Below are 20630 nucleotides of genomic sequence, written 5' to 3'. Positions count from 1 at the left end.
TTAAATTTTGACTTAAATTCATGATATAAAAGAAAAATCGCAGAAAAATTTTCTACGATTTTTTATAGTTTATTTGATTTTTTAAACCTTTAAAATGACATCCGCCGCATTTTCACTGGCTCCTTTTCCGCCTAGTTTTTCTCTCAACAATTCGTAATCTCTTAAAAGCTGAGATCTTTTTTCGCCTTCAAGAACTTTCTTTAATTCTTCAACAAGATTTTTGGTATTAAGATCGTTCTGGATCAGCTCTTTAACAACTTCACGATCCATAATCAAATTTACCAACGAAATATATTTTATGTTTTTAACGAGCCTTTTCGCAATCGCATAAGAAATTTTGCTTCCCCGGTAGCAAACTACTTCAGGAACATTCAGTAAAGCAGTTTCTAAGGTAGCTGTTCCCGATGTTACCAAAGCTGCTTTCGAACACCTCAGCAAATCATACGTTTTATTGGAAACAAAATGTACATTTTCGTCTACATAATTCTGATAAAATTCTTTCGGCAAACTCGGCGCTCCTGCAATAACGAACTGATATTCTTTAAAGTAAGGTCTTACAGAAAGCATCATTTCCAGCATTTTTTCCACTTCCTGTTTTCTGGAACCCGGCAAAAGCGCAATAATTTCTTTCTCGTTTAAGTTATTTTCCTTTTTAAATTCTTCAACGTCAATATTTTGCAGCGTTGAAATCGCATCCAACAACGGATGACCTACAAAATGCGAATGTACCCCATGTTTTGTGTAGAAATCTTCCTCAAACGGAAGGATCACCATCATTTCATCCACATATTTTTTAATGATCTCTACTCTACCCTCTTTCCATGCCCAAAGCTGCGGAGAAATATAGTAAACGACTTTAATGCCTAATTCTTTGGCAAATTTTGCAATCCTTAAATTGAATCCGGGATAATCTACCAGAATTAAAACATCCGGTCTGTTGTTTTTAATATCTTCTTTGCAGAATTTAATATTATTCAGAATGGTCCGCAGATTCATGGCTACTTCCAGAAATCCCATGAAAGCAAGATCGCGGTAATGTTTCACCAAAGTTCCGCCCTGTTGCGCCATTAAATCGCCACCCCAAAATCTGAATTCGGCAGTGGAATCTTTCTGCTTCAAAGCTTTCATTAAATTGCTTCCGTGCAAATCTCCGGAAGCCTCTCCTGCGATAATGTAATATTTCATTTCTATAATCAGAATAGAGAACAAATAAGACGTTGTACGATCTTAATTTGTAAATTTGTTCAAAGATAATGATAAAAAATGTCAGAAGAATTTGAAATACGGAATAAACTTGCGGAAAGCGGTTTAATCAATTTTGATCTTACGGATCTTGTTCCGAAGGGAGCCAGAAAGGGAATTGATCTTAAAGATTTTCTTTTCATGGAAATGGTCTTAAAGGAAAAAGATTTCCGCGAAAAAGTGGCAGCCATTGATGTTGAAGAATATCGTGATGCTTATGTGTACGTTTACAATTCTGCGGATGCGATTGTTCCGCTTTGGGCATATTTCCTGATTACGGCAAGACTTACCGGAGTAACTAAAAAAATAGTTTTCGGAAACCGTGAGGATCTGGAAGTTATTTTAATGCACAACGCCATTCAAAGCCATGATTTTGATGAAATGCGCGGAAAAAGAGTCTTGGTAAAAGGCTGCTCAGACAAAGAGATTCCTGAAAACGCGTACATCGAACTGGTTGAACAGCTTCAGCCGATCGTGAAATCGCTGATGTTTGGTGAAGCATGTTCCAATGTTCCGATCTTAAAAAATTAATTATTGATAATCAATAACTTATAGGTAATTTCAAAAATAAATCTCAAATTTTGATTAAAAAAAATCTTTGGGGAATATTTTTTGATAACTTTGGTTGACTTAACAATAAAATAAACACAAACTATGAGTTTAATCGACCTACTTACAGGGAACACCGGCAACCAGGTTGCTGAACAGGCTGAAAACAAATTCGGGATCAGCAAAACGCAGGTAATTGCTTTACTGGCAGTTGCGGCACCGCTTATCATTTCTTACCTTAGAAACAAATCTCAGGACGCGAATGAAGCTGAAGCTTTAAATAACGCTTTGGATAAAGATCACGACGGAAGTATTCTGGACGACGTTTCTCAGGCAGATGCGAGACAGGCTGAAGGAGGTTCTATATTAAGCCATATTTTTGGTGGAGATAAATCGAATGTAGAAAATCAGCTTTCACAAAATACAGGAATTTCCATTGATAAAGTGGGACCTATTTTAGCGATGCTGGCTCCGGTAATTATGGGCTACATCGGAAAAGAAAAGCAACAGAACAATGTAGGAGCAGGAGGTTTAGGCGATCTTTTGGGAGGAATTCTTGGGAATGCATCCAATCAGGCTCAGCAACAGCAGTCTAATCCGTTGAATGATATTTTAGGAAGCGTTTTGGGCGGCGGAAATTCTCAGTCCGGAAATCCTTTGAATGACATTCTGGGGAGCGTTCTTGGAGGAGGCAATCAGCAGAAGCAGCAAGGCGGAGGCGGATTGGGAGATATCCTTGGCGGATTTTTCGGAAAATAATTTAATTTTGTTATCATAAAAAAGACCGGAGAAAAAATAATCTCCGGTCTTTTTATTTTAATTTTTAGTTTTTTCTTCTGAAGCAGCAACTGTTTTCGAAGCTTTTCTTGGTCTTCTTTTTCCATAGCTTCCATTGTTGATCTTACCTCTTCTAGATTTTTTGTCTCCTTTTCCCATAGAAATAAATTTTAGTTGATTGACTACGAAATTAAAAAATACCCTGTAAAAATCAAAGATTGGAGCTGTTAAAATTTTTATAATTCTGTAGCGGGAGGTTGAAAGACAGAGGCTGGAAGTTTATTACTGAAGCGTAAATCGACCTTTGTTAAAAAAAACTAGCATCCATACTTTTTATACCTTTACCATTTTCCATTTTCCTTTTTTAAACAGTATAAAAGCAACGATGGTGATTAAAGTTTCGGTTACGGGAATAGATATAAAGACACCTTTCGGTCCCATTCCGAAATACTTGGACAAAAAATACGCTAAAGGAATCTGGAACAGCCAGAATCCGCACAAATTCACCCAAGTCGGAGTCCAGGTATCTCCAGCTCCGTTAAAAGCATTAATCATCACCATTCCTATTCCGTAGAAAATAAATCCTACCGCCATAATATGCAAAGCATTGGTAGCAATAGTTTTAATTTCAGGTTCGTTGGTGAAAAATCCGACTAAAAAATCTCCCATAAAAAAGAAAATAATACTTACGGTTACCATAAAAATCACATTATACTTTACAGTTTTCATAACGGACTGTTCTGCTCTCAACATTTCGTTGGCTCCCATATTTTGTCCGACTAACGTTGATGCGGCGTTGCTTAATCCCCAAGCCGGAAGCAAAAAGAACATCATTAAACGCAGAGCCGTCTGATATCCTGCAGAAGCATTTTCACCGCCGGTTGTTGCGACCAGTTGAGCCAGAAAAATCCAACTGCAGGAAGCAATTACAAACTGAAAAATTCCGGGAGTTGCAATTTTTATCACGGATTTAATGATTTCAAAGTCGGGTTTAAAATATTTTGACTGAATTTTGATCTGCGTATCTGCAATCAAAAGATGATACAATTGATAGATCACTCCAATACTTCTTCCGATGGTAGTAGCCAAAGCCGCTCCCGTTAATCCCATTGCCGGAACCGGACCAAAACCTTTGATTAAAAGCGGACATAAAATTATATTGGCAATATTAGCGATCCAGAGAGATTTCATTGCAATAGCAGCATTTCCCGCTCCCCGAAAAATTCCGTTGATTAAGAATAAAAGCATAATGATGACACTGCTTCCCATCATAATTCTCGTGAATTCTTTTCCGTACGCTGCTGCTTCGGGCTTTGAACCCATCAGAATTAAAATTTCCTCAGCGTAAATTACTCCCAACAGACTCAATAGAAAAGTGATGACAAAGGAAACCAATACAACCTGCGCTGCGCTTCTGGAAGCCTGTTCGGGATTTTTCTCCCCCACTCTTCTTGCTACCACTGCTGTTGCCGCCATACTCATCCCGATTGCGATGGAATACATCACTGAGAGTACAGATTCTGTTAATCCCACTGTCTGTATTGCAAATCCGCTTTCTTTAAGATGTCCTACGAAATAGAGATCCACCAATGCAAATACAGATTCCATTGCCATTTCCAGCATCATAGGAATAGCGAGAAGAAGAACCGCAGTTCTTATCGTTGCTTTGGTATAGTCGACGTCTTCACCGCTTAGCGCTTTTTTAAGAAAATTGAAATATTCTGACATGGATTCGGTTTTATATTCCGCAAAAATATAGATTCGAAAATGATTATAACTTGGCTTATGAAAAGTTTTCTGAAAAAGATTCTGAACAGATCAGTCGAAGCGCATTTATCAACTCAGAAAAATAAAAAATAAAAATTTCAATAATTTTTTATCGTAAAACAATAAATAATTATATATTTGCAATAATAAAATACTATGAAAAATTATTCATCCACGATTTTGAGCATTCTCACTACTCTTTTATGGCTTTATTTAATCATCTCCTATATAACCATATTTCTTCTTGCTATTTTACTGATTACAAAAATAGTCGGTATTGATGTTGGTGTTTTAAGCAAAATAAAAATAGATAGTAAAAGATTACACATCCAGGATATTCAGTCTTTAAAAAAAGAAGTTTCCATAGTGATCCTTTTTATGACAATCATATTAGGAATATTACAAACTATACTTTTTTCAAATGTTTTAAAACTGGCGAATAAAATTCAGATGAAGAGTCCGTTTTCATTAGAAATTTACAAGATTATTTCAAAAATTGCTAATTACACCTTAGCTTTAGGATGTTTTTCTGTTATAAGTGATACAATTACAGAAGCTTTGCTAAATAAAGTTACTTTTAATTTTAGCATTGACAATCAAAATTTTCAGCTATTTTTGGTATCCGCAATTATATACATCGTTTCTCAGGTTTATAAGCAAGCTGTTTATCTTAAAACTGAAAATGATTTAACAATTTAATTTATGCCAATAATCATCAACGTAGACGTCATGTTGGCGAAAAGAAAAATGCAGTCTCAGGAACTTGCCGAAAAAATTGGCATTACTCAGGCTAATCTTTCCATTCTTAAGACCGGAAAAGCCAAAGCGGTAAAGCTTTCAACACTGGAAGCGATCTGCAAAGCACTCGATTGCCAACCCGGAGACATCCTTGAATATGTAAAAGATTAATATTCTTTAAGATTTTAAAACTAAAAAATTCGTTAAAAATATTCCCAAACCTCACAAACTTCCTTAAAACCAATATTCACAAACAATAATATCAGATCTGTCTTTTTAGATTTGACAAAAAAAATTTAATCACTATGAAAAAATATTTCATCGTCCCATTTCTTCTATGGGGAATGACTTCTTTTGCCCAGCAAAAAATTGAAAATCTCGATTTTGAAACCTCGGAAAACAATTCTCCTGCCTTATGGAAATTAATGGGAAATAATTCTGCAAAAGTATTTTCAGATTTTAATGAAAAACAGCAGGGAAAGGCATCTGCCGTGATAGAATCTGAAGGAACAGAAGGCTTCAGAGCAATCATGTATACACTTCCCAATAATTATGCAGGAAGAAAAATTACGCTTTCCGGATATCTCAAAACAGAAAATGTAACGGATGGATTTGCAGGATTATGGATGAGAATTGATCCTGAAGTTGCTTTTAACAATATGCAAAACGTTGGTCTGAAAGGTACAAACGACTGGAAAAAATATGAGGTTACCCTCAATATGTCTCCGGAAAACACACAACAGATCGTTATCGGAGCATTGCTTTCAGGAAAAGGAAAAATCTGGGTAGACGACTTAAAAGTTTCCATTGACGGAAAGGACATTGAAAATGCTAAAATTTTCGAGAAAAAATTAACTAAGGTTGAGCTTGATAAAGAATTTGATAAAGGTTCTACAATTTCCAATATCAACCTCGGTCAGAATAATATTGAAAACCTTAAAAAACTGGGATTAATCTGGGGTTATCTGAAATATTATCATCCAAATGTTGCCGAAGGAAACTACAACTGGGATTACGAACTTTTCAGAATTTATAAAAAAACTGAAAATGCTTCTGCTGAACAGAGAGATCAGATTTTAACAGACTGGATCAAAGGTTTAGGGAAATTTCAGACAGCAAAAAATTCTGAGCCTAAAAATGTGAAGATCAAGCCGGATCTCGACTGGATCACCAGTTCCGGCTTCTCGAAAGAACTTACAGAGCTGCTTTTACAACTGAAAGATGCTAAAAGGCCAAAAGTCAATTATTACGTCGATTTCTTTCCGAATGTAGAAAATCCTGATTTCAGGCATGAAAATCCTTACAGAGAGATGAAGTATCCTGATGAAGGTTTCAGACTGCTTTCTCTTTACAGATACTGGAACATGATTCAGTATTATTTTCCTTACAAAAACCTCATCGAAGAAGACTGGAAAGGCGTGCTCAAAGAATTTATCCCAAAATTCATCAACGCAAAAGACGAAACGGAATACAATCTCGCTTCTTTAGAACTGATCGGAAGAATTCACGACACTCATGCCAACATTTGGGGAAACAGCAAATCGCTTGAAAAATATTTTGGCGAAAAGTATTCTCCGGTAAAATTAACTTTTGCAGAAAACAAACCTGTGGTTGAAGGCTTTTATGACGAAAATTTAGGAACACAGACCGGATTGAAAAAAGGAGATGTTATCACGGAAATTAATGGTGAAAATATGGACAACATCATTAAAAATATGCTGAAATATCTTCCTGCTTCCAATTACCCTACTCAACTTCGGGACATTTCGAGAAAATTGTTGCGAAGCAATGCAGAAACCATCAATCTTACCATTTTAAGAGACGGAAAAACGGAAGAAAAAACTATAAAAACCTATGCTTATTCAGATATTAAAATAAAAAAAGAGCCAAAAGAGTTTTTTAAAATGCTCGATGGCAACATTGCTTATGTTTATATGGGAAGTGTAAATGCCGATCTTCTTCCTGAAGTTTTTGAAAAAATTAAAAACACGAAAGGTTTGGTTATCGATTTCAGAAGCTATCCTTCAGATTTTGTGGTTTTTAAAATGGGAAAACTGCTAAAACCTGAATCCTCGGATTTCGTAAAATTCACGAATACAAGCAACAGTCAGCCGGGACTTTTCACTTTTACACCAAGCTTAAAAACTCAGGGAACGGGAAAAAAATCTTATCAGGGTAAAATTGCCATTTTAATTAATGAAACCACGCAAAGCAGTGCGGAATATCACACCATGGCTTTCAGAACCGCACCGAATGCAAAAGTTTTCGGTTCTACAACGGCGGGAGCTGATGGAAATGTTTCTGATATAAAACTCCCGGGAAATATTTCGACCATGATCAGCGGAATCGGCATCTATTATCCCGACGGAAAAGAAACCCAGAGAATAGGAATTGTTCCCGATGTTGAAGTAAAACCTACAATAGACGGAATTAAAAACAATAAGGACGAAGTTTTGGAAAAAGCAACAAAATGGATTAATAATTAGCAACATTGATCGAAAAATTTTATTTAGCTTTGTATATTCTTTAGATAAATCAAGTTTTATGAAAAAAATAATTACAGCAACTTTGCTATTCGGACTTTCTGTTTTTGCCAACGGATTATTTGCACAGGAGTTATCAGCAGAACAATTGAATACGTTCCGTACCGATAATCTGGAAAGTTTTCAGAAAGCTTTCGGTCAGGAAGATTTTTCAAAATGTTATACAGTAAATGGTACAAAAACAGATTTACTTTCTTTGAGTGTAAAAGAAAACAAAAAAAATGTGTTCAATTATCTGGTGAGTAAAACTGACGTAAATAAATCATGCAGCGATGTTACTCCATTGATGAACGCAGCAGCTTCCGGAAATATGGATGCAGCAAAAATGCTGATGAAATTCGGGGCTAAAAAAGAGGCAAAAGACAGCAAAGGCAAAACAGCAAAAGACTACGCTGTTAAAAATAAACAGTCTGCAATGGCAATGGTTCTTTAATTTTTTTAGAGATAAATAATTTAAAACTTCCTTCGGGAAGTTTTTTTGTTTTTAAAACCTGCAAAAATCTTATCTTTGCCAACGGAAAATTCAAGGTTCGGATCTGAGCCTTATACATTGAACTTTAAACAAATAATTATGTTTCGATCGCACACAAACGGAGAATTATCTCTTAAAAATCTTAATGAAGAAGTTACACTTTCAGGATGGGTACAGACTATCCGTGATAAAGGATTTATGATTTGGATAGATCTTCGGGATCGTTACGGAATTACGCAGCTTGTTTTCGATCAGGACCGTTCTACAGCAGAACTGATGGAAAATGCTAAAAAACTGGGACGTGAATTTGTGATTCAGGTTACCGGAAAAGTTATCGAAAGAGTAAGCAAAAACCCCAATATTCCGACAGGAGAAATTGAAATTTTAGTAGAAAAACTAACGGTTCTTAATGAATCTCAGCTTCCGCCTTTCACCATTGAAGACGAAACGGACGGTGGTGAAGAATTGAGAATGAAATACCGTTACCTTGATATCAGAAGAAATCCTGTAAAAGATAAATTGATTTTCCGTCATAAAATGGCGCAGAAAGTGAGAAACTATCTTTCAGACAACGGATTTATCGAAGTTGAAACTCCGGTTTTAATTAAATCCACTCCGGAAGGAGCGAGAGATTTCGTGGTTCCGAGCAGAATGAATCCGGGACAATTTTATGCTTTGCCACAGTCTCCGCAGACTTTCAAACAATTATTGATGGTTGGCGGAATGGATAAGTATTTCCAGATCGTAAAATGTTTCCGTGATGAGGATTTAAGAGCCGACAGACAGCCTGAATTTACGCAGATCGACTGCGAAATGGCTTTCGTAGAGCAGGAAGATGTGATGAATGTTTTCGAAGGAATGACGAAAACTTTATTGAAAGATATTACCGGTCAGGAATTCGGAGATTTCCCAAGAATGACTTTCGCCGATGCGATGCAGAAATACGGAAACGACAAACCGGACATCCGTTTCGGAATGGAATTCGTGGAACTGAATGAATTAGTAAAAGGAAAAGATTTCAAAATATTTGACGACGCAGAATTGGTTGTCGGAATCAATGTTGAAGGTTGTGCAGATTATACAAGAAAACAGATCGACGAACTTGTGGATTGGGTAAAAAGACCACAAATCGGAGCTTCGGGAATGGTTTGGGTGAAATTCCAGAATGACGGGGTAAAAACGTCTTCGGTAAATAAATTTTACAGCGAGGAAGATTTAGCAAAAATTATTGAGAAATTCGGAGCTAAAGAAGGCGATTTAATGTTGATTCTTTCCGGAAACGAAAATAAAGTAAGAACGCAGCTTTCAGCTTTAAGAATGGAACTTGGAAACCGTTTAGGATTAAGAAAAGGAAACGAATTCGCGCCACTTTGGGTAGTTGATTTCCCTCTTTTGGAATTTGATGAAGAAAGCGGACGTTATCACGCGATGCACCACCCTTTCACGTCTCCAAAACCGGAAGATATTCATTTGCTGGAAACAGATCCGGGAAAAGCCAGAGCAAACGCTTACGATATGGTGTTGAACGGAAATGAAATCGGCGGAGGTTCCATCAGAATTTTTGACAGAGATTTGCAGTCTAAAATGTTCGATCTTTTAGGATTCTCCAAAGAAGAAGCGGAAGCGCAGTTTGGCTTCTTAATGAACGCTTTCAAATACGGAGCGCCGCCTCACGGTGGATTAGCTTTCGGTTTTGACCGTCTGGTAGCAATTCTGGACGGAAACGAAGTGATCAGAGATTATATCGCTTTCCCTAAAAATAACTCAGGACGTGATGTGATGATCGATGCGCCTTCTTCGATTGCTGAGGAACAGCTCGATGAACTGGAACTGAAATTAAATTTAAAAGCATAAATTAGAAGCGGGGATTTTTTCTCCGCTTTTTTTATGAAAACACTAATTTCTCTAATAGCCACTTTAGGATATATTTCTGCAATAGCCTGTGCAGTTTTTTTCATACTCATATTTATAAAGAAAATACTTTATTACCCTCCGAACGTAAAAGAAAAAGTTTATGAAGAAATAATGAAGCTCTCTTACATTTCAGGATTATTGCTTGTATTTAGCTCAACCTGCTTCTATGTAGCTAAAGAAATTGTAGAATATGATTTTAAAAGTACGTTGAGAAAACACACTATTGTTTCAGCAGAAATTGAAAACATATTTTTCAGTAAAGAGGATATGAGAGGTATTTTTGATCATTTCGAAAATGATGAAGGACGTTACAGGTGCGAAAGCTTTAGCGGAATTATTAATCTGGATAACAACGAATCGATTTCTGTTGAAATTATAAAGCATTGCTATGAAAAGAACAGATTTATTATTGTTTCTAAACAATACAGCGTAGAATCTACCATTGGAGACATCAACACGGATAAGTTTGATTATTTAAAAAGCGACAGCATAAATACTGAATAATTCATAAAAATCTATATTTACAGAAAAAATAAAAACTATATCAGAAACATGAACGAAGAAATTTTCACTTACAACACACCTTCCTCCGAAAAAATTTTAAGACAGATTAATGAATATGAATTTAATAGGCAATGGAAAAATAATCTTAAAAAAAATAATAAAAATCTTTTTTGGGGAATATTATTTACCATACTCGGAGTTATTACCATAATTTTCGAAAACTACACTTTTGCAGGATTCTTTTTAGGCTTTTCAGTCGCTGTAATTTCAACATATTTCAATTATATGACCCAATATAAAAAGTATAAAAAGGCTTTTTATGAAAAATTAGATCGTGAAATCTCAAATCTTGAAGGAAACTCCAAAGATATCTTCTTGGAATTTAGCCCATATCACTTTAGTTTTAAAAATTATAAATCTGAATATAAATTTATCTGGAGTGAGATTACCTATTGTATTTTAGACGATCGATATCTTTACATTACAGCTAACTCGTTTATGAATTTTATTTTGGATAAAGCCAATGTTGATAAAGAAAATCTTGATAAAACACTATTATATCTCGAGATGAAAGCAAAGTTTAAAAAAATTTAAAATACCACATCTCCCGTAAATTCATCTTACAGCACAACCCTTATACAACTTACAGACAACAAAAATCAATATAAAAAGGAACAATTTAAATCCTTCAACATTACTGCTGATCAATAAAAATAAAAAGGTCTGAATTTCTTCTGACCTCTATTTGTTTTTCCTCAGTTCATTTATGAGGGATGATTATTATGTTGATGTAATGGGTGTATTTTTATCAGCGATAAGAAAGCTTTTGCAAAAACTGAAAATCTTTTTATAGAGAATAAAAAGATTTGTCAGTCTTTGTGAAGAAATGAATTTTTAATTGATAAAAGAAAATTTATTTACAAACATATTACCGATAAGCGGTAATGGAGTTTCTTTTTCATTTGCTGCATTTATTATTCCCAAAATCATTAAAATAAAGAATAAATAGCCAATGTATCCTAAAAAGTGCAATGACGGAACAATAGCAGCGACTATCGTCAGCGCAATATTAAATAACGTGGAAACAATTGCCAATCCCAAACTCTGGCTGAGATGAAAATTAACCAGCTTGTCTTTTTGCGATTTGTCTCTTAAAAAAAATGCGATAAGCCATCCGATAAGCGTGATATACGAAATAATTGCTAAAACTTTGTTGTTCATGTTTTGAGTTTTTAAATTTCTGAATAAAATTATTTTCAACACGGCAAAGATATTATCGGCAAATCAGCAACAGCAATTTTGAGTGTCTATAAAGTGTCTATGAGGAAATTAAAAACGTCTACAAAGCGTCTACAATAAAATTAACACGCTTATTTTAAACCAATTACAACTAAGAAAGCTGCTGTATAAACTGATCCAGATCTTCGTCTTTCCCCAGATTAAGTTTCTGCTTTATTCTGTAACGCGCCATTCTTATACTTTTGGGCTCAACATTCATCTGGGATGCAATTTCTTTAGTGGAAAGTTTCATCAAAATAAAAGCACAATATTTTAAATCCAGTTGAGTAAGATTCTGGTTGGCTTTATCCAATAATTTATTGAAAAATTCAGGATAAATGGTATTGAAATTAGATCTGAACTTTTCAAAATCATCATCTACCAAAATCCCTTCGTCTATCGCTTTAAAAATCTGATGATCTATGACAGAAGGCGCGGCAGACTTTTTTTCCATCAGTTTTTCTTTAAGATTATTCAAAATTTCATTTTTCTTTTCAAGATGAAGCACACTGCCGATCAATTCTTTACGAACCTGATTTCTCTCAATCTCTAATTGCTTATTTTTCTCCGAAATAAGATGCATTTTCAGCTTATTATTCTTCTGATACTGAAACCAGATGATCAGCATTAATATAATCACAACAATCATGATCAGGATGTAGATTCTCTGGTTGAAATTTTTAGAAGTCAGAGTTTCTATTTTTTCTTCCTTCTCTTTCATTTCATATTTTATAATGCTGTTTTGTATCGCTTTGTGTATATTTTCATCGTTTGCTTTCTTACTTGCAGCCTGAAAAAGCTGGTCGATCCTGTAGAATTCTTCCCAATCTTTTTGCGTCGCTGCGATTTTCTTCAGATCATCATAAAATAAAAGCTCCGTAACAACATCCGGATAAGGCATTTCCTGTGCTTCCTTCAATCCCCTATAAAAAAAAGCTTTAGCCTCATCTATTCTATTCTCTTCCAGAAGAATATCTCCTTTTGCGCCGTAATAATTCCTGTATATGGACAGATAGTTATACTTTTTAGCAAGCTTTAACGCTTTATTGAGATAAACATCGCCTTCCGGATTTTTATTATAAAAAAGCAAATTATATCCGTAATTAAAATATAATGATGCTAAAGCAAATTTCTGAGTGGTTTCATTTTCATTCTGTATCAGATCTGCCGTTTCCTTTAGATATTTTAAAAGCTGATCCGAGTTGTATTTTGAAGCCCGGTTAATATTAAAATCATTCTTCATATAATTGGCAAATCCGCATCTGGCATTAATAATTGCTCCCACATCTTTGCTTCGATCCGCCAGTTCAAGAGATTCATTCAAAATTTTCACATCCTTATAATTGGAAATATAGAAAACAGAGACTCCTGCATCACTTGCCATTGCAAAATTTTCATTCAGCTTAAAAAGTCTGAAACTCTTTAAAAAATAATTTATTGACTTGTCATTAATCTCCAGGATCATGTACAGCTTACCTGTTGCAAAATTGTAATAGGCTTCTCCTGAAGAACTCCCATTTGTATTAGAAAATTTTTCAGCTTCGGTAATATACTTTTTCGCAGATTCGTAATCTTTTCTGGTAATATAGGTTAATGCCAGTAAAGAATTCAGAAGCAGTTGGTTCTCATTAGATTTCGCAGATTTTTTTTAATACAGATAACTCTTTTACTGCTTTGTTTAAATCTTCGTCTCTGTTGTTAAAAATATCAATAGCTTTTTCGTTCTGTGCTAAAAGCAACGTCTGAAATAAGAATAAAAAAAATACTGTGATAATTTTAAATTTCATAGAATTTTACCGATATATCTTGCTGTAATTAAATAAATGTTACGGTAAAGGTAATATTATACTTCCGGATTCTTACGGAGTATTTCTTACATAACCTGTTCCTAAAAAAACATAAATAACTCAATTGTAATTATTTAAAATATCACACGACAGTTACACGGCACAATCATTGTACTTTTTACCGAAAATAAAGTACAATGAAAGCAATCTGGAACGGCGCCATTGGCTTTGGATTAGTCAATATCCCTGTCAAAATCTACTCTGCCACCGAAACCACCAAACTGGATTTGGATATGCTTGATAAGTCTGATTTTTCGAATATCAGATTTAAAAGAGTGAACGAAAATACAGGCAAGGAAGTGAAATGGGAAAATATTGTAAAAGGATATCTTATGGACGACAAATACATTATTCTGGATGAAGAAGATTATGAAGCTGCAAGTCCTGAAAAATCCAAAATCCTTTCCATCGATCAGTTTGTAAAAGAAAGTGAAGTAGATTCTGTTTATTTTGAAAATCCGTACTATCTCGAACCTCAGAAAAATGGGGAAAATGCTTATCGCCTTTTGCTGAAAGCTCTGGCAAAAACAGAAATGGTTGGAGTAGGAACATTTGTTCTGCGCGAAAGTGAAGCCATAGGAATGATTCGCCCTTATAACAATGAAGTCTTGGTTTTAAATCGATTGAGATTCGCACAGGAAATCAGAGATTACGGAGATCTTAAAATTCCGGCGGCGAAAGCTCCGAAACCTGCTGAATTAAAAATGGCAGTAAACCTCATCGAACAGCTTTCACAGGAATTTGATCCTGAAATGTACAAAGACACCTATTCTGAAGCTTTAATGAAGATCATCAAACAGAAAGCGAAAGGTAAGAACACCAAAACGAAAAAAGCCGAACCTGCAAAAGAAGGAAAAGTAATTGATCTGATGGCGCAGCTAAAAGCCAGTTTACAGAATACCAAATCCAAAAACGCATCATAATGGCTCTAAAAGATTACAACGAAAAGCGGAAATTCGACGAAACCAGCGAACCGAAAGGAAAAACAAAAAAGAGCAAAGATCAGCTTATTTTTGTGATTCAGCGACACGCTGCATCACGACTGCATTATGATTTCCGTCTTGAAATGGATGGCGTTCTGAAAAGCTGGGCAGTTCCGAAAGGTCCTTCAATGGATCCCAAAGACAAACGTCTTGCCATGATGGTGGAAGATCATCCTTACGATTATAAAGATTTTGAAGGAAATATTCCGGAAGGAAATTACGGAGCCGGACAGGTGGAAATCTGGGACAGCGGAACGTATGAACCTCTTGATAACAATTCCAAACTTTCTGACGAAAAAGAGTTATTGAACGAATTGAAAGCAGGATCATTAAAATTTATCCTTCACGGAAAAAAGCTGAAAGGTGAATTTGCTTTGGTTAAAATGAAAAATACGGAAGAAAATTCATGGCTCTTAATCAAACATAAAGATGACTTCGCCGAAAGTGATTATGATGCAGAAGAAAACACCGCAAAAAATTCTCAGGTCACAAAATTTTTAGAGGAAAAAAAAAGCCTCAAAAGCAGCAAAAAAAAGTCATAACCTCAGAAATAAAGCCCAAATTCAAACGGTACAATTCTTTAGTTGACGAAAAAAAGCTTGAAAACTTTATCAAACCCATGCTGGCAAAACCTCACGATGAGGCTTTTGATAATGAAGACTGGCTATTTGAAATCAAATGGGACGGTTATCGTGCCATTGCCGATTTAAGCACAGATAAACCACAATTCTACTCCCGAAATGGGATCTCTTTCTTTTCAAAATTTGAAAAAATATCGCGGGATTTTGAAAATCAGATTCATCATATGATTCTTGACGGTGAAATTGTTGCTTACGATGAAAACGGAAAACCTAATTTCCAATGGCTTCAGCAGATCGGGGACAATCCGGATCTGGCTCTAACCTATCAGGTTTTTGATATTTTATGGCTGAATGGTCACTCTACCGAAGAACTTCCGTTGATTCAGCGGAAAGAACTGTTAAAAGAGGCTCTCATCGAAACCGACGTCATCAAATACTGTGATCACGTTCTGGAAAAAGGAACCGCATTTTTCAGTCAGATGAAAAAGATGAAACTTGAGGGGATGATTGCTAAAAAAGCCAACAGCATTTATGTAGAAAATCACCGGAGTTCCGACTGGCTGAAAATTAAGTTCACCAATACTGAAGAAGCCATTATTTGCGGTTTTACAGAACCTCGCGGTTCAAGAGAAGGTTTCGGAGCTTTGATTTTAGGAAAATATATTGACGGAAAGCTTACCTACAGCGGACATACAGGAACAGGATTTAACCGTGAACTGATTCAGGAAATTCTTCAGAAATTAGAAAAAATTACGGTCTCAAAATCACCTTTCGAGATCAAACCCAAAACCAATATGCCGGTAACATGGACAAAACCTGAACTGGTGTGCGAAATAAAATATTCCGAAATTACCAAAGACGGAATTTTCAGACATCCTGTTTTTATCGCGCTCAGAGAAGACAAAAACCCTGAAGACGTTGAAAATACTTCCGAAGAAACAGAAACTATTTCCCAACCCAAAATGACTAAAATGACAACTTTAAAAAAGATAAAATCTTCTGAAAACGAGCAAGAAATTACCCTGAACCGACACAAAGTAAAACTAACCAATCAGCACAAAATATATTTTCCGAAAGATGAAATTACAAAAAGCGATGTCATCGAATATTATCAGTCGGTTGCAGACTATATTTTACCTCATCTTAAAAACCGTCCGCTTTCGCTAAACCGCTTTCCGAACGGAATTGAAGAGCAGAATTTTTATCAGAAAGACGCAGGTGACAGTATTCCGGACTGGGTTAAAACAACGAAGGTTTACTCGGAATCGAATGATAAAGACATCGATTATATTTATTGTAACGACAAAGCTACTTTGGCTTATTTAAACAATTTGGGCTGTATTGATATGAATCCGTGGAATTCTTCACTTCCCGATCTTGATCATCCTGACTTTTTGGTTTTAGACCTCGATCCTTCGAAAAAGAATACGTTTGATGAGGTTATTGAAACAGCTTTGCAGGTGAATGAAGTTTTAGAATCTGTAAAAATCGACGGTTACTGCAAAACTTCCGGAAGCACGGGAATTCACATCTATATTCCGATGGGCGGAAAATACGAATTTGATCAGGTGAAAGATTTTGCGCACCTTTTAATGAAACAAGTCAATGAAAAATTGCCAAAACTCACGACACTGGAAAGAAGCTTACAAAAGCGTGACAACAAGAAAATCTACCTCGATTATCTTCAAAACAGAACCGGGCAGACTTTAGCAAGTGCTTACAGTTTGCGTCCAAAAGAAGGAGCTTCCGTTTCGATGCCTCTGGAATGGAAAGAGCTAAAAAAAGGGTTAAAACCTACAGATTTTAATATTCATAATGCGTTGGAAAGAATTAAAGAAAAGGGAGATTTGTTTAAACCTGTTCTGGGAAAGGGAATTGATATGATGAAGGCGCTGGAATTGTTGGGAGATGCTGAATGAAATTAATGCTTTAAATTTTCAATCATTTTTAAGCAAAAATCGATGCTGTTTTCATCTCTTAAATGATTGATGAGTAGGTATAAATTGTTAATAATATCATCAACAGATAAAATTAAATCATCATTAAAAAATTTTCTCTGCAATAAATATACTTCCAAATTAATATAAATATATCTCAGATATTCAACATTATTAATTTTTGAAAAACACTCGCAGAAAACGTAGGATGAATCATATTTTCCTTTTAATATAAATTGTGTAAAATCTAAAAAATCTGCAAAAAAATATAATTGATGATCTTCCCATTTAAAAACTTCTTCTATAAAATCATCCTGCTGTTTTGCTGTAAAATGATCTAAAATATTTTTAAGGTACGGAAAATGATCATATTCAAAATTTTCCGAACTGTCATAAGAGCTTATATTGTCAATATAAGTTTTAATTTCTAAAAACTGATCATTCATAGTATGAGTTAAGGAAGTTTCGCCACCAGACTTTCAGGCAGCATTTTCAAAATCAGATAAATGATTTTCCATTTGAAATTCGGAACAATAGTGAAAGAATTTTCTGCGTTTACGATATGTTTTGCTACATAATCAGGTTCCATCATTAAAGATTCATTCAACTGTAAGCCTTCATTGATTTTTGTACGAATGTAGCCAATCACCAAAGCATTGACTTTTATATTTCTTGAAGCCAGTTCCTGCCTTAAACCAGCCAAATACGTGGTAAAAGCAGCTTTTGTACTACCGTAAACAAAATTGCTTTTTCTCCCGCGAACTCCCGAAAGCGAAGATAACCCGATAATTCTTTCCAGATTTTTATTGTTCTTATCCGTTGCAATAATATTCAGAATAGAAACAGCTCCCATATAATTGACCAGCATCATTTGCTGAGCTCCTTTAAAATCGGTTAAAGCGGTTTCATTATCCACTAAAAAACCTGCGGCGTACACCACAATATGAGGTTTTACAGGAAGCTCATCATAAAATTTCTGATGAGAATCAAAATCAACAGCATCGAAAGGTAAAATCTTCACTTTGGAATTCAGATTATGTTCTGAAACAAATTGTTCTAAGGAATTTGTATTTCGGGAAGCGGCAATTACGGAAAATCCTTTTTCGATGTATTGTTTCGCTGCCTGTTTTGCAACATCGGAATTCGCGCCTAAAATGAGAACGGTTTTGTTTGTGTTTTGATTCATGGAGCAAAGATAACTTAAACCATAAATAATACAAAGATTTTCACTAATGGCACAGAGATTTACTGCCATTTTGTCATTTCGACAGAAGAGAAATCTATTTTTAACCGTTAAGATGTAGTTGAGAAGTTAAGATTATTAAGGCAGGAACTTTGCTTTTGATTTTCAGATTTTTTTTAAACACGAATTGCACGAATGTTTTTCACGAATAAACACAATTGCTAAATGCTCTTCTGTCATTTCGACGAAGGAGAAATCTTTTTTAAACCGTTAAGATTGAGTTTAGGAGTTAAGATTATTAAGGTGGATTCTTCTCTCCGTTTCGCTGCGGTCAGAATGACCATCCTACGTTAAAAATAATTGCAGCTTAGATTCATACGAATGATAACCTTTCCGGATATTAAAATTGAAAAATATTCATATAAAAAAGTTTCGGCGGGGTGAGCAAAGCTCACCCCGCCGAAACGAAATATTTTAAAAACTGAAAAATTACTTTTTCTCAGTTTCGATTTCTTTTTTGTCTTCCGCTTTATCAGAAGTCTTGGATTTATCTCCGAAACGCGCTTCCGTGAATTCTCTTGAAACCGCAGCTTTTTCGAATTTCAGCTTTCCTGATAATGTTTCAATAACGAAACCATCGTCCTGAACCTGAGCAATTCTTCCGTGAAGTCCGGAAGTAAGAACCACTCTTGTTCCCACTTTCAGAGTTTCCTGAAAGTTTTTCTCCTGCTTCTGCTTTCTCATCTGAGGTCTGATCATCAGGAAGTAGAAACCTATCACCATCACTCCCATCATGATCATCATCATTCCTCCGCCGCCTTGTGGCTGTGCCTGTAAAAATATGGATAACATGTTCATGATCTTATGGTTGAATATTAGCTGTGAAATTGATTCTGATCGGAGCTTTTTCTACGTTTGCGAAAACATCAGCAAATTTGTTAACATTTCCGTCGAAGTTTGTGGAATCGAAGTGCAGTGTAATTTTTCCTTTTTTACCCGGCATAATCGGTTCTTTTGTAAAATCAGGAGCTGTACATCCGCATCCGGGCTTTACTTCAGAGATGATCAAAGGATTTGTTCCGGTATTGGTAATTTCGTAAACGTGCTCTACTTTATCACCTTTTTTAATTTTTCCGAAATCGAAATTGCTTTCAGAAAGGGCAACTGTAGTGAGTGGCTGATTGGCAGCCGGAGCAGCAGTTGTTTCTCCCGAAACCGGAGCTACAGCAGCAGAGTCTCCTGTTGTTGAAGGCATTGAAGCTGCAGTAGAATCTGTTGCAGCAGTTTCTGTTCCTGTAACCTCTTTATTCTCTTTTTTGCAGGAAACGAATCCAAAGCCTATGACAGACAAAGCAATGATGGATAATGTCTTTTTCATATGAAGATAATTTATATTCTGTTTAAATCTTTACAATATTTATCTAAAATTCCGTTAATGAAAATGTTTGAACGGTCTGTTGCGAAAACTTTTGCGATCTCGATATATTCATTAATGATAACTCTTGAAGGGGTAAAAGGAAAATTGTCCAGCTCCGCCATTGCCGTCGATAAAATGACTTTATCCATGAGAGAAACTCTTTCAAGATCCCAGTTTTCAAGTCTTTCTTCCAGTTTCTTTTCGTTGTTTTCCCAACTGTCCAAAGTATTTCTAAGAAGTTTCATTGCGAAAGTTTTATCGTCTTCATCTTTAATCATTTTAATTAAAGTACGGCTTTCTTCATCTTCTTTCAGGAAACCGATGGTCTTCTGCACCATTGAATTCGCGATGTGGATATCATCATACCATGAAAGTTCTTTATCACCAAGATAATCATGAAAATCATCATTTTCGGCAATGTATCTTAAGAATAATTTCCCGATAAACTTCTGATCTTCTTCAAAAGAATATCCTTCTTCTTTCATAAAATCCTGATAACGCTTTCCGGCAGACATTCTCTGGAAAGTTTTTACCAAAAGATCATCATGCAGATCCCATTTTAATTGCTTGTGCTGTCCTGTGAAAAATAATCTCTCAGGGTTTTCTTCCAATTTAATTAAAACTTGATTGTTGATGAATTTTTGGTTAGGATTAATGTCAGCATCGGTTTTGATGTATTTGTTTTTACCGATCTCAATCTGATTTTCTGCCAGTTCTTTCAGGGCAACCAAGAAATTTAACTGATAGATGTAGAGATAATAGATTTTCTCTATTCCGGCAAACATATTTTTCTCTAATACATCAAACTTTACAGGATTCTGGTAATAAGAATACACAGTCTGTACTACTTTTTCACGGATTTGTCGTCTTCCTAACATTCAAAGAGCTTTTTTATGGG

General features: G+C 35.3%; 23 protein-coding genes. 12 read left to right on the top strand and 11 right to left on the bottom strand.

The window, feature by feature from the left end; genetic code table 11:
• Positions 1–81 precede the first annotated feature (81 nt).
• Positions 82–1185 (bottom strand): lipid-A-disaccharide synthase, encoded by a 1104-nt coding sequence (gene lpxB / locus B0E34_RS11540; protein WP_087709598.1) that lies wholly within the window; start codon positions 1183–1185, stop codon positions 82–84.
• A 78-nt stretch (positions 1186–1263) separates the two neighbouring features.
• Between lpxB and B0E34_RS11535 the strand changes: the two genes are divergently transcribed.
• On the top strand, positions 1264–1773 hold the full coding sequence (locus B0E34_RS11535) for a DUF2480 family protein (protein WP_087709597.1): 510 nt from the start codon (positions 1264–1266) through the stop codon (positions 1771–1773).
• 123 nt (positions 1774–1896) lie between these two features.
• On the top strand, positions 1897–2550 hold the full coding sequence (locus tag B0E34_RS11530; protein WP_076390670.1) for a DUF937 domain-containing protein: 654 nt from the start codon (positions 1897–1899) through the stop codon (positions 2548–2550).
• 57 nt (positions 2551–2607) lie between these two features.
• Here B0E34_RS11530 and B0E34_RS11525 read toward each other — a convergent pair whose 3' ends face one another.
• Positions 2608–2727: a 30S ribosomal protein THX gene (locus tag B0E34_RS11525; RefSeq protein ID WP_076390669.1), complete on the bottom strand. Its 120-nt coding sequence runs from the start codon at positions 2725–2727 to the stop codon at positions 2608–2610.
• A 174-nt stretch (positions 2728–2901) separates the two neighbouring features.
• Positions 2902–4296 carry an MATE family efflux transporter gene (locus B0E34_RS11520; RefSeq protein ID WP_087709596.1) on the bottom strand — a complete coding sequence of 465 codons (1395 nt, stop codon included), beginning with the start codon at positions 4294–4296 and terminating at the stop codon, positions 2902–2904.
• A gap of 195 nt (positions 4297–4491) precedes the next feature.
• Here B0E34_RS11520 and B0E34_RS11515 point away from each other — a divergent pair, with 195 nt between their 5' ends.
• The 7 genes from B0E34_RS11515 (at position 4492) to B0E34_RS11485 (ending at position 11100) form a co-directional block, all read left to right on the top strand.
• Positions 4492–5034: a DUF2975 domain-containing protein gene (locus B0E34_RS11515; protein ID WP_087709595.1), complete on the top strand. Its 543-nt coding sequence runs from the start codon at positions 4492–4494 to the stop codon at positions 5032–5034.
• 3 nt (positions 5035–5037) lie between these two features.
• Complete coding sequence (locus B0E34_RS11510) at positions 5038–5244, top strand: helix-turn-helix domain-containing protein (protein ID WP_039365153.1); 207 nt, start codon at positions 5038–5040, stop codon at positions 5242–5244.
• A gap of 134 nt (positions 5245–5378) precedes the next feature.
• Positions 5379–7559, top strand: coding sequence for a S41 family peptidase (locus B0E34_RS11505; RefSeq protein WP_087709594.1), 2181 nt, complete (start codon positions 5379–5381; stop codon positions 7557–7559).
• 58 nt (positions 7560–7617) lie between these two features.
• Complete coding sequence (locus tag B0E34_RS11500) at positions 7618–8049, top strand: ankyrin repeat domain-containing protein (RefSeq protein ID WP_087709593.1); 432 nt, start codon at positions 7618–7620, stop codon at positions 8047–8049.
• 138 nt (positions 8050–8187) lie between these two features.
• Complete coding sequence (gene aspS, locus B0E34_RS11495) at positions 8188–9942, top strand: aspartate--tRNA ligase (protein WP_087709592.1); 1755 nt, start codon at positions 8188–8190, stop codon at positions 9940–9942.
• Positions 9943–9975: 33 nt separating this feature from the next.
• Positions 9976–10506, top strand: a complete 531-nt coding sequence (locus B0E34_RS11490; protein WP_087709591.1) for a hypothetical protein — start codon at positions 9976–9978, stop codon at positions 10504–10506.
• 48 nt (positions 10507–10554) lie between these two features.
• Positions 10555–11100 (top strand): hypothetical protein, encoded by a 546-nt coding sequence (locus B0E34_RS11485; RefSeq protein WP_087709590.1) that lies wholly within the window; start codon positions 10555–10557, stop codon positions 11098–11100.
• Between the two features lie 300 nt (positions 11101–11400).
• Here B0E34_RS11485 and B0E34_RS11480 read toward each other — a convergent pair whose 3' ends face one another.
• The 3 genes from B0E34_RS11480 to B0E34_RS21330 form a co-directional block, all read right to left on the bottom strand.
• A complete protein-coding gene (locus tag B0E34_RS11480; RefSeq protein WP_087709688.1) occupies positions 11401–11727 on the bottom strand; it encodes a magnetosome magnetite crystal formation protein family in 327 nt (108 codons plus the stop codon).
• A 169-nt stretch (positions 11728–11896) separates the two neighbouring features.
• Positions 11897–13168: a helix-turn-helix transcriptional regulator gene (locus tag B0E34_RS11475; RefSeq protein ID WP_123956610.1), complete on the bottom strand. Its 1272-nt coding sequence runs from the start codon at positions 13166–13168 to the stop codon at positions 11897–11899.
• 244 nt (positions 13169–13412) lie between these two features.
• Positions 13413–13571, bottom strand: a complete 159-nt coding sequence (locus B0E34_RS21330; RefSeq protein ID WP_165762976.1) for a hypothetical protein — start codon at positions 13569–13571, stop codon at positions 13413–13415.
• 197 nt (positions 13572–13768) lie between these two features.
• On the opposite strand from B0E34_RS21330, the gene ku reads away from it, so the two are divergent.
• From ku to ligD, 3 genes are all read left to right on the top strand, one after another.
• Positions 13769–14554 carry a non-homologous end joining protein Ku gene (gene ku, locus B0E34_RS11470; RefSeq protein WP_076390658.1) on the top strand — a complete coding sequence of 262 codons (786 nt, stop codon included), beginning with the start codon at positions 13769–13771 and terminating at the stop codon, positions 14552–14554.
• On the top strand, positions 14554–15156 hold the full coding sequence (locus tag B0E34_RS11465; RefSeq protein WP_087709588.1) for a DNA polymerase ligase N-terminal domain-containing protein: 603 nt from the start codon (positions 14554–14556) through the stop codon (positions 15154–15156). The genes ku and B0E34_RS11465 overlap by 1 nt, the downstream gene beginning before the upstream one ends.
• A gap of 77 nt (positions 15157–15233) precedes the next feature.
• Entirely contained in the window at positions 15234–17114 is a 1881-nt protein-coding gene (ligD, locus tag B0E34_RS11460; RefSeq protein WP_087709586.1) for a DNA ligase D, read from the top strand.
• A 2-nt stretch (positions 17115–17116) separates the two neighbouring features.
• On the opposite strand, the gene B0E34_RS11455 is transcribed toward ligD, so the two are convergent.
• From B0E34_RS11455 to B0E34_RS11435, 5 genes are all read right to left on the bottom strand, one after another.
• Positions 17117–17578: a hypothetical protein gene (locus B0E34_RS11455; protein ID WP_087709584.1), complete on the bottom strand. Its 462-nt coding sequence runs from the start codon at positions 17576–17578 to the stop codon at positions 17117–17119.
• Between the two features lie 8 nt (positions 17579–17586).
• A complete protein-coding gene (locus tag B0E34_RS11450; RefSeq protein ID WP_228423065.1) occupies positions 17587–18387 on the bottom strand; it encodes an SDR family NAD(P)-dependent oxidoreductase in 801 nt (266 codons plus the stop codon).
• Positions 18388–18804: 417 nt separating this feature from the next.
• A complete protein-coding gene (gene yajC / locus B0E34_RS11445) occupies positions 18805–19167 on the bottom strand; it encodes a preprotein translocase subunit YajC (protein ID WP_087709686.1) in 363 nt (120 codons plus the stop codon).
• Positions 19168–19177: 10 nt separating this feature from the next.
• Positions 19178–19693: a DUF1573 domain-containing protein gene (locus tag B0E34_RS11440; RefSeq protein ID WP_087709580.1), complete on the bottom strand. Its 516-nt coding sequence runs from the start codon at positions 19691–19693 to the stop codon at positions 19178–19180.
• A gap of 11 nt (positions 19694–19704) precedes the next feature.
• Positions 19705–20610, bottom strand: coding sequence for a transcription antitermination protein NusB (locus B0E34_RS11435; RefSeq protein WP_087709578.1), 906 nt, complete (start codon positions 20608–20610; stop codon positions 19705–19707).
• Positions 20611–20630 lie beyond the last annotated feature (20 nt).

The organism is Chryseobacterium mucoviscidosis, from assembly GCF_002177115.1.
In the GTDB taxonomy this organism is placed as follows: Bacteria; Bacteroidota; Bacteroidia; order Flavobacteriales; family Weeksellaceae; genus Chryseobacterium; species Chryseobacterium mucoviscidosis.
Note: the sequence above shows the minus strand (reverse complement) of the source record. Positions and strands in the feature narration are given on the sequence as shown.